This window comes from Actinophytocola sp. KF-1 (assembly GCF_054661535.1).
The window spans coordinates 1-14,290 of the sequence record NZ_BAAFVK010000025.1; the positions used below are offsets into that span (position 1 = coordinate 1).

Annotated in this window: 13 protein-coding genes and 2 pseudogenes; 10 read left to right on the forward strand and 5 right to left on the reverse strand. The window is 69.1% G+C overall.

What is annotated here, in order from left to right; all coding sequences use genetic code 11:
- Positions 1-139 precede the first annotated feature (139 nt).
- The 8 genes and pseudogenes from ACYQ77_RS43380 to ACYQ77_RS43415 all read left to right on the forward strand — a co-directional run.
- A pseudogene (locus ACYQ77_RS43380) lies at positions 140-346 on the forward strand (response regulator transcription factor); the annotation flags it as partial.
- 1,022 nt (positions 347-1,368) lie between these two features.
- Positions 1,369-1,791 carry a pyridoxamine 5'-phosphate oxidase family protein gene (locus ACYQ77_RS43385; protein WP_459723250.1) on the forward strand — a complete coding sequence of 141 codons (423 nt, stop codon included), beginning with the start codon at positions 1,369-1,371 and terminating at the stop codon, positions 1,789-1,791.
- Between the two features lie 352 nt (positions 1,792-2,143).
- Positions 2,144-2,560 (forward strand): sensor histidine kinase, encoded by a 417-nt coding sequence (locus tag ACYQ77_RS43390; protein WP_459723252.1) that lies wholly within the window; start codon positions 2,144-2,146, stop codon positions 2,558-2,560.
- Positions 2,561-2,709: 149 nt separating this feature from the next.
- Positions 2,710-3,384 carry a hypothetical protein gene (locus ACYQ77_RS43395; RefSeq protein WP_459723253.1) on the forward strand — a complete coding sequence of 225 codons (675 nt, stop codon included), beginning with the start codon at positions 2,710-2,712 and terminating at the stop codon, positions 3,382-3,384.
- A gap of 189 nt (positions 3,385-3,573) precedes the next feature.
- Positions 3,574-3,756 (forward strand): annotated as a pseudogene (locus ACYQ77_RS43400) (universal stress protein); the annotation flags it as partial.
- Between the two features lie 41 nt (positions 3,757-3,797).
- A complete protein-coding gene (locus tag ACYQ77_RS43405) occupies positions 3,798-4,184 on the forward strand; it encodes a universal stress protein (protein ID WP_459723340.1) in 387 nt (128 codons plus the stop codon).
- Positions 4,181-5,125, forward strand: a complete 945-nt coding sequence (locus tag ACYQ77_RS43410) for an Acg family FMN-binding oxidoreductase (protein ID WP_459723254.1) — start codon at positions 4,181-4,183, stop codon at positions 5,123-5,125. The genes ACYQ77_RS43405 and ACYQ77_RS43410 overlap by 4 nt, the downstream gene beginning before the upstream one ends.
- A complete protein-coding gene (locus ACYQ77_RS43415) occupies positions 5,122-6,027 on the forward strand; it encodes a universal stress protein (RefSeq protein WP_459723255.1) in 906 nt (301 codons plus the stop codon). Before ACYQ77_RS43410 ends, ACYQ77_RS43415 begins: the two co-directional genes overlap by 4 nt.
- Before the next feature lie 329 nt (positions 6,028-6,356).
- Here ACYQ77_RS43415 and cydB read toward each other — a convergent pair whose 3' ends face one another.
- The 3 genes from cydB to ACYQ77_RS43430 form a co-directional block, all read right to left on the reverse strand.
- Positions 6,357-7,379: a cytochrome d ubiquinol oxidase subunit II gene (cydB, locus tag ACYQ77_RS43420; protein ID WP_459723257.1), complete on the reverse strand. Its 1,023-nt coding sequence runs from the start codon at positions 7,377-7,379 to the stop codon at positions 6,357-6,359.
- Between the two features lie 13 nt (positions 7,380-7,392).
- On the reverse strand, positions 7,393-8,793 hold the full coding sequence (locus ACYQ77_RS43425; RefSeq protein ID WP_459723258.1) for a cytochrome ubiquinol oxidase subunit I: 1,401 nt from the start codon (positions 8,791-8,793) through the stop codon (positions 7,393-7,395).
- Positions 8,794-8,925: 132 nt separating this feature from the next.
- A complete protein-coding gene (locus ACYQ77_RS43430; protein ID WP_459723260.1) occupies positions 8,926-9,402 on the reverse strand; it encodes a CoA-binding protein in 477 nt (158 codons plus the stop codon).
- A 219-nt stretch (positions 9,403-9,621) separates the two neighbouring features.
- Between ACYQ77_RS43430 and ACYQ77_RS43435 the strand changes: the two genes are divergently transcribed.
- Together ACYQ77_RS43435 and ACYQ77_RS43440 are read left to right on the forward strand one after the other, a co-directional pair.
- Positions 9,622-10,518, forward strand: coding sequence for a universal stress protein (locus ACYQ77_RS43435; RefSeq protein ID WP_459723261.1), 897 nt, complete (start codon positions 9,622-9,624; stop codon positions 10,516-10,518).
- 68 nt (positions 10,519-10,586) lie between these two features.
- Positions 10,587-13,157: a cation-translocating P-type ATPase gene (locus ACYQ77_RS43440; protein ID WP_459723263.1), complete on the forward strand. Its 2,571-nt coding sequence runs from the start codon at positions 10,587-10,589 to the stop codon at positions 13,155-13,157.
- Here the strand turns inward: ACYQ77_RS43440 and ACYQ77_RS43445 are convergent.
- Both ACYQ77_RS43445 and ACYQ77_RS43450 read right to left on the reverse strand, forming a co-directional pair.
- On the reverse strand, positions 13,093-13,494 hold the full coding sequence (locus tag ACYQ77_RS43445; protein WP_459723265.1) for a hypothetical protein: 402 nt from the start codon (positions 13,492-13,494) through the stop codon (positions 13,093-13,095). The genes ACYQ77_RS43440 and ACYQ77_RS43445 overlap by 65 nt on opposite strands.
- A gap of 63 nt (positions 13,495-13,557) precedes the next feature.
- Entirely contained in the window at positions 13,558-14,277 is a 720-nt protein-coding gene (locus ACYQ77_RS43450; protein WP_459723266.1) for a CBS domain-containing protein, read from the reverse strand.
- Between the last annotated feature and the right edge of the window lie 13 nt (positions 14,278-14,290).

The following is a 14,290-nucleotide window of genomic DNA, read 5'->3' on the forward strand; positions in this document are numbered from 1 at the left end:
AAAATCCTCGCCACCGGCTACCGCGGACGACTCGCCGAACTACCCAACCTCATCCGCATCATCACCACCCTCGAGTACTACCGCCTCGGCTGGTGACCCCACTTCTGAATAACGCTCGGAGACCCAGAACCCGCTCAACGAGTTCACCGAACAGGAACGAGCGGTGTTCGACCTGATCGGCGAAGGCCTGACCAACCGGCAGATCGGCGAGCGGCTGTTCCTCGCCGAGAAGACCATCAAGAACTACGTTTCCCACCTGCTGCGCAAACTCGGCATGCAGCGGAGGACGCAGGCCGCCGCCCTCGCGGCCGAACTCCGCACCACCCGACGCGATCGGGAAGGATGACGGCCGTACTCGCCGCGGCCGTGTCGATGTGCTCCGCTCGTCGGACCTTCTGCTGACGTCGGTCCCTTGGCTGCGGTGCGGAGCGCTGCGTACAGCGAAGGCGTGACGAACACGATCACCACTTCCCACGTGCCCCGGGCGGCGCCGCGCATCCAGAATCCTCGAGGAGTCGGGAAAAATGTGCAGCCCACGCACAGTAACTGGTCCTCATGAGTACCGTTTTTGCTCATGGTCGAAACAATTCCCACAGCCACTCCGTGACATCATGGCGGTGATGTGTCCGGGTTTGATGGAGGCATCGAATATTCGGAGGAGTGTCATGGCGGCACCAAGGAACTACCCCGATGAGTCGCGGAGGTCGTCAGCACCGCATCGCCGAGCTAACCCTCGCCCCACTGCGGGTGGAGGTGGGCGTTCCCGGTGACGCCGCTCCCCTTCCGTGAGTACGAGACACCATATGCAGTTCGGCTGACGCCGCGCCAGGTTGAGCTGCTGCGGCCATTGGGCATCATCCGATGCCCGGTCGACGACGGGTGCGTGGCGAGGTCAGCCAGGCGGAGCTCAGTGAATCAGCAGCTCGGGAATGCTTCGCCTGCGGGTGGCGCCCGATCAGATTCGCGTCCACGTCGTGGCTGCCACTGTGGACTAATTGTCCACGGTGCCATCCCGACCGAGTACCCAACGCCGCGTACCGGGCGTTGGCCAGCTCCTTCGCCGCGCCTACCAGGTGGCGCAAGTGCCGTCGACAGCTCGACCTGCGGGGCCACCGAAGCAGCGACCGCAGCCGCCCCTCGTACTCCGGACCATCTGCGCGTGCTCGGTCAGCACTTCGATCGCACGACCGAGCTCCACCCGTGACGCGTCTGGAACTCAAGTGGATCTGACGCATCCCTCCGTACCGCCACAGGTCACTTTGACCCCTCAGGTGAGGGACTTCCGACCCTGCGTCGATCGCGGTAGAGGGTGCATGCTCGATGTTGCGGGTACCCGAGTGTCCGTTGGGAGTCCAACTGGGAGTCACTGTGACAGTTCGACAGCAGCTCGAAGTCCTGGACCGCGAACAGTGTCTGGGCTTGCTGGAGACCGTGCGAGTGGGACGGCTGGTGTTCACCGAGGATGCCCTGCCAGCGGTGCAGCCGGTCAACTTCCGCATCCGCCAGGGGAACGTGGTGATCCGGGTGGCCGGCGGCGTCAAGCTGGCTGCGGCGACCGGCAACACGGTGGTGGCGTTCGAGGCCGACGAACTTGACCCCAACCTGCGTATGGGGTGGAGCGTGACCGTGGTCGGCCACGCAAACCTGATCACCGACGTGGCCGAACTTGTCGAGCTGTCGGGTACCTTCTTGCAACCGTGGGTGGACGGCCGCCGCGACCACTTCGTCCGCATTCAGACCGAGAAGCTCACCGGCCGCCGACTCCACGCACCGTCCGCCACTACCGCGTGACCGGTTTGGTTGCCGGGTCGTGACCAACTCGGTGCCGATCCACAAACCTTCGCGGCCGACCTCGTTTGCCACGGGTGCACCGCTCCTGTGACGGTGCCGCACGACTCAACCATGTCGACACGACGGGCTTTGCTCCGACTTCGTCCTTGGCTGTCTGTCCCGAGCAGGTGATCAAGATGGGCTGAACATGATCGCGGAACCATCGACCCGGCCCTTGAGAAGGGACCGGGTGCAGGCCATGGGGGTCGGCCTGCACCCGGCCAACGAGTCAACTTGGTGACCGTTACCTCCGTTTGTTTGATGGCCTTGCTCGGTTTCCTTTCCGGCAGGGTTCCAGCATCCGCAGTCAACCTTGGAACAGAGGCTGTGGACAGGGCGACTTGTCCTGACCGCGCAGGACTTTCGACACTGTCCACTGCAGGCGGCAGGCGTCGACGTTCGGCTGGATGTCCCGCGCTCAGATCTGTCGGCGCGGGTCAGCACGGTCCTGGCCACGGCGTCGCGCGATGGGGTGACGAACCTGCTCCGTCACAGCAAGGCGAAACAGTGCTCCATCACTATCCGGCAGACGGACGAGCGGGTCACGCTCGAACTCGTCAACGACGACGTGCCCTCAGACTCCGATGCGTTGACGGTCAGCGCCTGTGGCGGATTGGACAACCTGGCGGTGCGGACGGCGGAGGTCGGTGGAACGGTGACCGTCGAGCACGAGCCGAAGATGTTCCGACTGCGGGTGGACATCCCGTTGCCTGACCAAGAGATGCGCTGACGACCTGGCAGGGCGTGTCGAACACGCCAAGCTCGTGGCAGCGGCGGAAACGTTGGTGTCCTTCGTGGACGATGTGCCGGATCGGTTGCGGTACGGCGACGCCTCTTGTCGACAAGCTGGTGTTCCTCGGGCGGCGTGTGGTGCAGATCGTGCTGGACATCGAGGATGACGTGTGGGAGCGGTGGCAGCGCGAGCGAGCCACTGGTCAGGGCTGGAAAGACGTCACCGAATGGCGGCGGTTGAAGAAGAAGACCGTGACGATCATCCGGGAAGGTACATCGCGCAGTCAGAGGACGCGCGTACTGGTCAGGCCATCGGGCCGCACTACTTCCTGCTGCAGGAGTACTCGATCCTTCGTGGGGTCACCCGAGGCGTACGCGGCTCTTGACGACGGTCTGAACGAGCCGCAGGAGCGTCGCGCGTACGCGGCCGAGCACAAGAAGGTGTATGAGATCTACCTGCGGTGGTCCAGCCTGAAGGCGAACCTCCAGTACAACGGGTTCGCGGACGACACTGTCGCGGTTGGACTGCCACTACCGGTTCCTCAGCGCGTTCGTCCATCCGATCAGCGACACGACCCGTGTGCTGTACGGGAAACGCCCATGGATCATCCGCCCACCCATCTCGCCTCGGCCGCGCGACGACGCCAGGTTCCGCCACTGAACAGGTCGGTCAGCTGCGGGCGCGTTTCCTGTTTGCCAGGAGAACGCGGAGGCGATGGCGACGCCGTCGAGGTACGCGGCGACGTGGTGGGCGTGCCGACGAACCCATCATCGCGATCCCGGCGCTGGGAGCCGATCTTGCGGCACAGCTGGTTCTTCTGACGATGTTCGGCACCGGCTGGAGATCTACGGCGGTGGCCGGCGTTGGCGTGTCGAGGTGCATGACGGCGTGGTGGACATCGGTGACGAGTTCGACGACTCGACGGACCGGCATGTCGCGACGGTGTTGGCGGAGTCGGTTCCTGGGGTGGTCAGGGCGACCGCTTTCGCTGTGCGGGACGTGGACGAGCGATGAGGGTGCCCGCGCCGGTCGTCGCCGGGATCGACGGCTCGGAGTCTGCGTTGTTGGCGACCCGGTGGGCGGCAGCGGCGGCGTTGCGTCGTGGCAGGTCGCTGCGTGTTGTGTACGTGTGTGCGGTGCCTGTCGGCTATCCGCCGGGGTTTGTCGACTCGCGGGTGTTGCGCGAGGCGCTGGAGGAGCAGGGCAGGGGTTGGCTCGTGCGGGGCGGGAGGTGGTGGAGGGGGCCGCGCCGGGTTTGGTGGTCGAGACGGTCGAGGTCATGGCTGGTGTTGTGCCGGTCATGGTGGGTGAGTCCGCTGCGGCGTCGCTGGTGGTGCTGGGTTCGCGGGGTTTGGGTGGTTTCACCGGCTTGCTGGTCGGTTCCACTGCTGTTGAGGTGGCCGCGCGGGCGGAGTGCCCGGGCGCGGTCGTGCGCGGCGCCGAGCGGAGAGGCTGCCCTGGTTGTGGTCGGCGCGGCATCGCGACAGGTCGAACGGGACGAAAGTCCCTGCCTGTGAAGGAAGCTCGCCGCTGGCCGCGGCCCCGGCCGCGCCGCGATCATCGACATGTCACGGCAGCCGTGCCGCGGGCAGAGCCAGCCATCGAGGAGGTCAGGACGTGACCGGGTGGACCACAGGCGAGAAGAACATGCTTGCCGTTGCCGCGGCCACCGCACCGTCGGTGCACAACACCCGGCCATGGGCGCTCGAACTCGCTGGTGAACGACCGGTCGCCGAGATCTACGAGCTGCTCGACCGTGCGTTGCCATGGCACGACCCGCTCGGGCGAGATCGGTTGATCTCTTGTGGGGCCGCGCTCGAGCACGTGCGCGTGGCCGCCCACGTGCTCGGCTACGCGACGACGACGGAGCTGTTCCCGGATGCGACCCAGCCCGGCCTCGTCGGCCGGGTCACCGCGACCGGGAGAGCCGAACCGTCCGATGCGGACCTTGCCGTGCACGATGCGATAGCGCGCAGGCGCAGCCACCGCGGGCCGTTCCGGAGCGCTCGGCCGAGCACGGACCGCACAGCACGGATTCTCGCCGCGAACCAGACCGACGGTGTCGAGCTGCGCATCGTGTCCGATGCCGATGCCGAGTCTGTCGCGAAGGTGCTGGGGCACAGTGCGCAGGTGCTGCGCCACGACCGTGCGTACCAGCGCGAGCTGAACGCCTGGACTTCGTCGGTGCGTGACCCGTTGCCAGGTGATGGGGTTTCGGCCGCGTCACGCAGGACGGCGACTCTGCCGTGGGCTGGGCTGGTCCGTGCGACCACCGCCGTCCCGGACCTGCCGACTCTTGCCGAGCGGCTACGTGCCGAACGTCTGGTGCTCGTCACGACACCCGGCGACGGTCCCGTCGACCACGTGCGTGCTGGGATGGCCGTCGAGTCGGCGTGGCTCGCCGCCGTCGGCGCGGGCCTGGCCGGGGCCGTGGTCACCCAGCCGTTCCAGGTCCGTGAGTCCCGCGCCGGACTGATCGAAGCGTTGGAGCTCAACGGATTCCCCCAGATCTTGCTCCGGCTGGGATTTTCCCGACAACACAGCGAGGAGAAAAGACCATGACGAACACCGACATTGGCGAATTCGCGGTGGTGGCTGGTGTGGACGGATCGGAGTCCGCACTGCGTGCCGTGCGCTGGGCAGCGCACGAGGCGGTTCGCCGCGGTGCTCCGCTGAGGCTCGTGCACGTGTGTCACCTGGCGCCGGTCCGTCATCCTCGGCAGGTCGCACCGCCGCCGGAGTATCGGGACGCGCTCCTCGAACAGGGCCGGCACTGGCTGACCGAGGCCGAGGAAGCGGCACGGCACGCGGAGCCCGCACTGGTCGTCAGCACCGACCTGCGCGAGGGCGTCACCACCGAGGTGCTCGTCCGCGAGTCCCGCACCGCGCGGCTTGTGGTTTTGGGTTCCCGAGGACTCGGCGGGTTCAGCGCCATGCTGCTCGGCTCCGTATCCGTCGCCCTCACCGCCCACGGCCACTGCCCGATCGTGGTGGTGCGTTCCGTTCCCGACGGCGGGACGGCGGCCGAGACCGGCCCGGTGCTCGTCGGTGTGGACGGGTCCGAGCTGAGCCAGGCCGCCGTCGCGTTCGCGTTCGAGGCCGCGGCGGCTCGCGGAGTGCCACTGGTCGCGTTGCACACCTGGTTCGACGTGGACGTGTTCGGCGCGTGGGCGGTGTTCCCGGCCACGATCGACTGGGACTACCTGCAGAAGCAGGCCGAACAGGCACTCACCAAAGCGATGGCGCCGTGGCGAGCCAAGTTCCCGGACGTCGAGGTCCGCGAGGTCGTCGAACGCGAACGGCCCGAACGCGCGCTGCTGCGGCACGGAGCGGGGGCGTCGCTGATCGTCGTCGGCTCACGCGGCCGTGGCGCGTTCACCGGCTTGGGGCTGGGTTCGGTAAGCCAGGCGGTGTTGCACCACGCCGAATGCCCCGTCGTGGTGGCCAGGACAGAGAAGGAGTGACCTCACTGGTCGTGGCGAGCGGCGGACGTGGCCTGAGTGGGTGTGAAGCGGTCGAGTGGTGATCCCGTGTTCGACCACGGCGGCGTCTACCGTGACCGCATCGCGAGGGCCAGCCTGACCAGCTGTACCACCGATGCGATGGATACCAGTGCGGCGACGGAGATCAATCCGAACCGGACCACCGCCGTCCCTGTGGACCGCAGCTGGTTGCTCGGCGCGTGGGGCGTGCCGATCACCACCGCCGGGTTCGGGGCCATCGCCATTCCGGTGGCGCTCGTGATCGGTCTGGTTGCCGCCGGCCCGCACTTCGGGCGCGCGGCTGAGCGGGACTACCGCCGCTCGGCGACGAGGCCCTGCGCGGCCGGGATGTGCGCCCGGCTGACCCGCTTGCGGAACACCCAGTACGTCCACCCCTGGTACGCGAGCACGACAGGGGTGAAGAACACCGCCACCCACGTCATGATCCCGAGCGTGTACGGCGTGGACGACGCGTTCGTGGTCGTCAGGCTGTTGACCGCATCGTTGCTCGCGGGCAGCACGTCCGGGTAGAGCGCGCCGAACAACGTCACGGTGGTCGCGACGATCGCGAGCGCGGTGCCCGCGAACGCCCAGCCCTCCCGGCCGGCCCGCGCCATGAGCACCGCGGTGACCAGTGCGCCCGCCGCGGCCACGACGGACACCCAGGTCCAGCCCGCGCCGTAGGCGATCTGCGTGCGCAACAGGAACGCGGCTCCGGCCACGACCGCGGCGCTGCCGAGCGGGACGGTGAGCGCCTTGGCGCGGGCACGCACCTCGCCCTCGGTCTTCAGCGCGACGAACACCGCACCGTGGAAGGCGAACATCGCCAGGGTGGTGACGCCGCCGAGCAGGGCGTACGGGTTGAGCAGGGTGAAGAAGTCACCGGTGAAGTGGTGGCCGGCGTCCAAGGGCACACCACGGACGATGTTGCCGAACGCCACACCCCACAGCAACGCGGGCACCGCGGAGCCCGCGATGATCGCGACGTCCCAGCCGCGTCGCCACCGGTCGCTGTCGATCTTGCCCCGGAACTCGAACGCGACACCGCGGGCGATCAGCGCCACCAGGATCACGAGCAGCGCCAGGTAGAAACCGGAGAACAGACTCGCGTACCAGAGTGGGAACGCGGCGAACGTGGCGCCGCCCGCGACGAGCAGCCACACCTCGTTGCCGTCCCAGACCGGGCCGATCGTGTTGATCAGCACGCGCCGGTCGGTGTTGTCGCGGGACAGCACGCGCAGCAGCATGCCGACGCCGAAGTCGAAGCCTTCGAGGACGAAGTAGCCGGTCCACAACACGGCGATGAGCAGGAACCAGATGTCGGTGAGCGCCATGGTCTTCTCCTGCTCAGTACGCGAACACGAGGCTCTGGTCCTCGGTCTCGGTGTTGTCGGGTTCTTGTGGCGCAGGCTCTGGCGGTCCTGCCTTGGCGTAGCGGTACATCAGCAGGCCATCGACGACCGCGAGCACGCCGTAGAGGACCGTGAACACGATGAGCGACGTCAGCACGCTGCCGGCGGCGACGGTGGGGGAAACGCCTTCCGCGGTGGTCATGACCCCGAACACCGCCCACGGCTGGCGGCCCATCTCGGTGAAGATCCAGCCCGCGCTGTTGGCGAGCGTCGGCAATGCGATCGCCGCGATGGCGGCCCGGTAGAACCAGCGCGAGCGCGGTGTCCTGGTACCGCGGAACGCCCACAGGCCGATCACCGACAGCAGCGCCATCAGCGCGCCGAACCCGATCATGAGACGGAACGTCCAGTAGGTGACCGGGATGTTGGGCCGGTAGTCGCCGGGGCCGTGCAGCTGTTCCTGCTGGGCCTGGATGTCGTCGATGCCCTCGACCACGCCGTGCCAGTCACCGGTGGCCATGAGCGACAGCACGTTCGGCACCCGCAGGCTCCACACCTCCGCAGACCCGTCGAGCGTGCCGATGGTGAACAGCGAGAACGACGCGGGCCCCGAGGTCTCCCACAGCGCCTCGGCGGCGGCCATCTTCATCGGCTGCTGCTCGGTCATGAGCCGGGCCTGCAGGTCGCCCGAGGCAATCACGCCGATGCTCGCGACGAGCACGGTGACCAGCGCCGCCATCATGGACGGGCGGAACACGTCGGCGGCCTTCCCGCGTTTCAGCTGCCAGGCGCTGATCGCGACCACGAAGATACCCGCTGTGACGAAGCACGCGGTGATCGTGTGCGCGAACGCGCCGATCGCGGTGGAGTTGGTGAGCACGGCGCCGAAGTCGTTCAGCTCGGCACGGCCGGTGGTCTCGTTGATCGTGTAGCCGACGGGGTGCTGCATCCACGAGTTCGCGGCGAGGATGAAGTACGCGGACAGCATGGTGCCGATCGCGGCGAGCCAGATCGTGGCCAGGTGCAGCTTCTTCGGTAGCCGGTCCCACCCGAAGATCCACAGCCCGAGGAACGTGGACTCGAGGAAGAACGCCAGCAGCCCCTCGATGGCGAGCGGTGCGCCGAAGATGTCACCGACGAAGGCGCTGTAGTCGCTCCAGTTCATCCCGAACTGGAACTCCTGCACGATGCCGGTGACCACGCCCATGGCGAAGTTGATCAGGAACAGCTTGCCCCAGAACTTCGTCATGCGCAGGTACCGCTCGTCGCGGGTGCGTACCCATGCCGTCTGCATGCCTGCGACCAGAAAGGACAGTCCGATGGTCAGTGGCACGAAGATGAAGTGGTAGACGGTCGTGATGCCGAACTGCCACCGTGCGAGATCCAACGCGTCCATCCAGGCTCTCCCAGCGCAGGTGTGATCGATGTCGGATCTCAGGGTGGCTAGTGCGATCTTGCCTGGTCAGAGTCGAACCGGCTTGTTCAGCAGGGACCTAAGCCCTCTGGCCGACAGGCCCAACGGTGTGCTTCAGACGTGCTTCGGGCGGGCGCCCGAGAGCCCGCACACCCAGCGCATGACGCGGTGTCCCGGGTCGGAGGCGGGCGGGTACATCAACGGGCAGCCGCCGTCGATGACGGTGATGCCGTGGGCGCGGCCGTACTGCGTGGCCGCGGTGGAAACACTGCCGGGGCCGAAGGACCGGTGCAGCCACACCTGCCGGACGCCGAGCGCGGCGCACTCCTTGACGGTGGCCTCGGCGAGTTCCGCCCTGGTGGCGACGACGACCGCGTCCACCCCGTCGGGGATGGCGGCGATGCTCGGGTAGCAGGGGTCTCCGGCGATCTCAGTAGCGTTGGGGTTGACCGCGAAGACCTCGTAGCCGCGATCTTTGAGCCTCTGGTGGACGACGTTGGCGCCGTGCCCCGCCGGGTTTCTCGACACTCCGGTGACGGCGATGCGTTTGCACGCGAGGAAGTCCGCCGCCGCGTCCGCGATCTTCTGCATCGGGTGCTCCTTTGTCCGTGCGTGTCTGCCTAGTCCACTGTGTGCGTGGCCCAGCGGTGGCGCAGCGGTCTGACGGCACTGACCGCAGGGACGAAAGGCCTGGTTGGTCAGGGAACCTCGCCGCTGTCCGCCCGCCGAGTCGTACCGCGATCCTGGATGCGGATTCCCCGCCCTTCGCAGTGGTTGGGGCCGATATCGACACCGCGAGGAGCGATGGCCATGACGGACTTCGATATGAGCGACCATGCGGTCGTGGTCGGTGTGGACGGCTCGGAGTCCGCACGACGCGCCGTGCGCTGGGCCGCACACGAGGCAGCTCGCCGTGGTGCTCCGCTGCGTCTGGTGCACGTCTGTCACCTGGCACCGGTCCGCCACCCCAGGCAGGTCGCGCCGCCACCCGAGTACTGGAACGCGGTGCTCGACCAGGGGCGGCACTGGCTCACGGAGGCCGTGGACGTCGCTCGTCAGTCCGAGCCCGGACTGACCGTGACCACGGACATGCGTGACGGCATCGCCGCGGACCTGCTCATCCGCGAATCCCGGACCGCTCGGCTGGTCGTCCTCGGTTCCCGCGGCCTCGGTGGGTTCGGCGCCATGCTGCTCGGGTCCGTCTCGGTCGCCGTCGCCGCGCACGGTCACTGTCCGGTCGCGGTGGTGCGCACGGCCGACGACCGGCCCGAGACCGGATCGGTGCTCGTCGGAGTGGACGGGTCCGAGCGCAGCGACGCGGCGGTGGCGTTCGCGTTCGAGACCGCCGCCGCGCGCGGCGTGCCGGTGGTCGCCGTGCACACCTGGTTGGACGTGGACGTCTCTGGTGCCTGGGCCGCCGTCCCGGACACGATCGACTGGGAGTATCTGCAGAAGCAGGCGGAGCAGGCGCTCACCGATGCGATGCGGCCGTGGCGCGCGAAGTTCCCGAGCGTCGAGGTGCGCGAAGTCGTCGAGCGTGAACGTCCGGCGCCTGCCCTGTTGCGACACGGCGCGGAGGCGTCGCTCATCGTCGTCGGCTCGCGTGGTCGTGGTGCCGTGATCGGTCTGGGATTGGGCTCGGTGAGCCAGACCCTGTTGCACCACGCCCAGTGCCCGGTCGTGGTGGCCAGGAAAGAGAGGGAATGACCCGACGGCAGTCGGTCGGCAGGGCCACGTGCGAGTGAGGTTGTGAGACGGCGATGGAGGGGGACGTGATGACCACTGTGGACGCCACACGCGCGGATGCCGGGCTCACCGCCGAGGAGGCGGCGGCCCGGCTGCGGGCGGACGGGCCCAACCAGCTCCCCGGTCCCAAGCGCCGGCACCCGTTGCTCGTGCTCGCCGCACAGCTGGTGCACTTCTTCGCGCTCATGCTGTGGGGCGCGGCGGTGCTCGCGCTGATCGCGGGCATGCCCGCGCTCGCGGTGGCGATCGTGGTCGTCGTGGTGCTCAACGGCGTGTTCTCGTTCGCGCAGGAGTTCCGGGCGGACCGGGCCGCCGAGCGGCTCCGGGAGCTGCTCCCGGTGCGGGCCACGGTGCGGCGCGACGGGCGTGCGGTGATCGTCGACGCTGCCGACCTCGTGGCGGGGGACGTCGTCCTCCTCGAGGCGGGCGACCGGGTCTGCGCCGACGCGACCGTACTCCCCGGCGGCAGGCTGTCGGTCGACGAGAGCATGCTGACCGGTGAGAGCAAGCCGGTGCGGCCGGCGGCGGGCGGGGACGTCCACGCGGGCACGTACGTCGTCGAGGGGCACGGTGCGGTCGTGGCGACCGCGACCGGCGCCCGCACGCGGCTCGCCGAGATCGCCTCGGTCACCGAGCACGCGGCGCGGCCGCACAGCCCGCTCGCCGTCCAGCTCAACCGGGTGGTGAAGACCATCGCGGGCATCGCGGTCGGTGTCGGTGTGCTGTTCTTCGGCATCTCGCTGCTGCTGGGGCTCGAGCTCAGCGAGGGCTTCCTGTTCGCCATCGGTGTCACCGTGGCACTCGTCCCCGAGGGGCTCCTGCCGACCGTGACGCTCTCGCTCGCGCGGGCGGGACAGCGGATGGCAGCACGCAACGCGCTGGTGCGCAGGCTCGAGTCGGTGGAGACGCTCGGCGCCACCACGTTCATCTGCACCGACAAGACCGGCACGCTGACCAGGAACGAGATGTCCGTGGTGACCGTGTGGACGCCACAGGGCCCGGTGGCGGTCACCGGCGAGGGGTACGGACCGGACGGCGCCCTGCACGGGACGCCGGACGCGATGCAGGCCGCCGCCCTGGTGGCGGACACCGCGGCACGGTGCTCGCCGGACTCTCACGCGGTGTCCGAGCACGGCCGGTGGCGGCCCGTCGGAGACCCGATGGAGGTGGCGTTGCACGTCCTCGCGACGCGAGCGGGCGTCCCCGCGCCACCGGCCACGGTGGCCCGCCACCCGTTCGACCCGCGCCGCAGGCGGGCCTCGGTCGTGGACCGTGACGGTCTGCACCTCACCGGCGCCCCGGACGTCGTGCTCGGGCTCTGCGCCGACGTGCCGCCCGGCGCCGAACGCGAGCTGACCGAGATGAGCGGGCAGGGCCTGCGGGTCGTCGCCGTCGCGCGCAGGCGCGGCGCGGTCGCGGTGGAGGGCGCGGACGCGGTGGAGCAGCGGATGGAGTTCCTCGGCCTGGTGGGGTTGCAGGACCCGCCGCGGTCCGACGTGACCGAGGCGATCGACGCCTGCCGCACGGCGGGCATCAGGCTCGCGATGGTGACCGGGGACCACCCCGGCACCGCCAGGGCGATCGCCGTGGCCGTGGGGCTGCTCGGACCGGATGGCCTCGTGGTCGAGGGCAGGGACCTCCCCGCGGACGACGACGAGCTGGGGGCGCTGCTGGACCGCGACGGTGTGGTCGTGGCACGCGTCGCACCGGAGGAGAAGCTGCGGATCGCACGGGCGCTGCAGGCACGCGGGCACGTGGTCGCGATGACCGGCGACGGCGTCAACGACGGCCCGGCCCTGCGCGCGGCGGACATCGGCGTGGCCATGGGCGCCTCCGGCACGGACGTCGCACGGGAGGCGGCCGACCTGGTCCTGCTCGACGACCACTTCGGCACGATCGTCCAGGCCGTCGAGCAGGGCCGCGCGACCTTCGCGAACATCCGGCGATTCCTCACCTACCACCTGACCGACAACGTCGCCGAGCTCGCCCCGTTCGCGGTGTGGGCGCTGTCGGGCGGCAACATCCCGCTCGGCCTGACCGTGTTGCAGGTGCTGGCACTGGACATCGGCACGGACCTGCTGCCTGCGCTCGCACTCGGCGGTGAGCCGGCCAACCCGAGAACGATGAACGGCCCGGCGAGAACCGGCAAGCTGATCGACGGCCGGCTCGTGCGCCGGGCATTCGGGGTGCTCGGCCCCACCGAGGCCGCGGTGTCGATGCTCGCGTTCCTCACCGTCCTGCTCGCGTCCGGCTGGACGTGGGGAAGCACCCCGGCCGCGCTCGCGACGGCGTCCGGTGCGTTGTTCGCCGCGGTGGTGCTCGGTCAGCTCGCGAACGCGTACGCCTGCCGCAGCGAGTCCCGGTGGATCGGCCGCGTCGGCGTCACCGGCAACCGGCTGCTCACCTACGCGGTCGGGTTCGAACTGGCCATGCTGGCGGTGTTCCTGCTCGTGCCACCACTGCCCGAACTGCTCGGCGGCCACGCACCGACCGCGCTGGGCTGGGGCATGGCACTGCTGGCGGTGCCCGCGGTGCTCATCGCCGACGCGGTCCAGAAGGCCGTGCGGTCGCACCGGCGAGGAATACCGCGGCTCCCGTGATGAGCATGACGGGTTGCAGCAGGCTGAACGTCCGGATCAGGGCGAGCTGGACGCCGATCCAGCCGACGAGCAGCCCACCGGCGATCATCGCGGCCTCGGCGGTGCGTGCGTCGCCGGTCGCGGCGAGGATGGTGACGACCGCCATCGGCACGCCGACCACCATGGCCAGCGCAATCGCGGCGAAAGCCGTGCTTTCGAAGGGAAGGCGCGCGGTGACGGTGTTCCCGAGGTCGACGATGCCGACCGCCATCAGCACGCTGCCCGCCAACGCGTTGACAGCGACGAACCCCGCGAGCAGCGCGAGCCGCGGGGCCTTTGTTCTTCGTGACGTGGTCATGACGTGTCCCACTGAGGATGTGCGAGGGCCCGTGGCCGGATTCCGGCCACGGGCTGAAGTCCCTTACCGGACGCGCGGCGCCTGCGTGATGTCGATGGCCATCGGGTCCGGGTGCGGGACGCGTGTGTCGTCGTGGCGGTAGGAGAGCGAGACGACGACGTCCACGACGCCGTCGACGTGCCTGGTCATCTGCTCGACGAGAGGCAGCTGGCTCCTCAGGTCCACCTGCCCGGTCAGGGTGACCTCGCCATCGCGGACGTCGACGGTCACCGCGCCCGTCGAGACCAGGATGCCGATGCCGCCTTCGAAGACCCGCCGCACGATCTCATCGCGGATGTCCTCGTCCGCCCGCAGGAAGACGGTCAGCACGTCCTTGCGGCTCACGATGCCCACGAGCCTGCCGTCGTCGTCGACAACCGGGAGGCGCTTCACCCCGTGCTTGGTGAGGGTGCGTGCCGCGGACGCGACGGTCGTGTTCTCGGTGACGGTGACGGCCGGTCTCGACATGAGGGAGACCGCCCTGCTCGCCTCTGCGCGCCTGCGGTCGCGTCTGCGACGCCACCACCTTCGCGGGGACCGCGTCCACTCGATCTCCTGTGTGCCCTGCTTGATCAGCAGGTCGGCCTCGGACACCACGCCAAGCACGTGCCGGGCCTCGTCGATGACCGGCACCGCGCTCACGTCCCGGCGCGCCATCGTCCTGGCGACCTCCTTGAACAGGGTGCCCTCCAGCACCGTCGCGACGTCGGTGGTCATCACGTTCCGCACCTTCTGATGGCTCATCGCCCGCTCCTCT

Bases quoted from the DNA above. Each gene is read 5' to 3' on its own strand.
- ACYQ77_RS43445 (WP_459723265.1), bottom strand. From the start codon at position 13,494: ATGACCACGTCACGAAGAACAAAGGCCCCGCGGCTCGCGCTGCTCGCG.
- cydB (WP_459723257.1), bottom strand. From the start codon at position 7,379: ATGGCGCTCACCGACATCTGGTTCCTGCTCATCGCCGTGTTGTGGACC.
- ACYQ77_RS43430 (WP_459723260.1), bottom strand. From the start codon at position 9,402: ATGCAGAAGATCGCGGACGCGGCGGCGGACTTCCTCGCGTGCAAACGC.
- ACYQ77_RS43440 (WP_459723263.1), top strand. From the start codon at position 10,587: ATGACCACTGTGGACGCCACACGCGCGGATGCCGGGCTCACCGCCGAG.
- ACYQ77_RS43425 (WP_459723258.1), bottom strand. From the start codon at position 8,793: ATGGACGCGTTGGATCTCGCACGGTGGCAGTTCGGCATCACGACCGTC.
- ACYQ77_RS43450 (WP_459723266.1), bottom strand. From the start codon at position 14,277: ATGAGCCATCAGAAGGTGCGGAACGTGATGACCACCGACGTCGCGACG.
- ACYQ77_RS43435 (WP_459723261.1), top strand. From the start codon at position 9,622: ATGACGGACTTCGATATGAGCGACCATGCGGTCGTGGTCGGTGTGGAC.
- ACYQ77_RS43415 (WP_459723255.1), top strand. From the start codon at position 5,122: ATGACGAACACCGACATTGGCGAATTCGCGGTGGTGGCTGGTGTGGAC.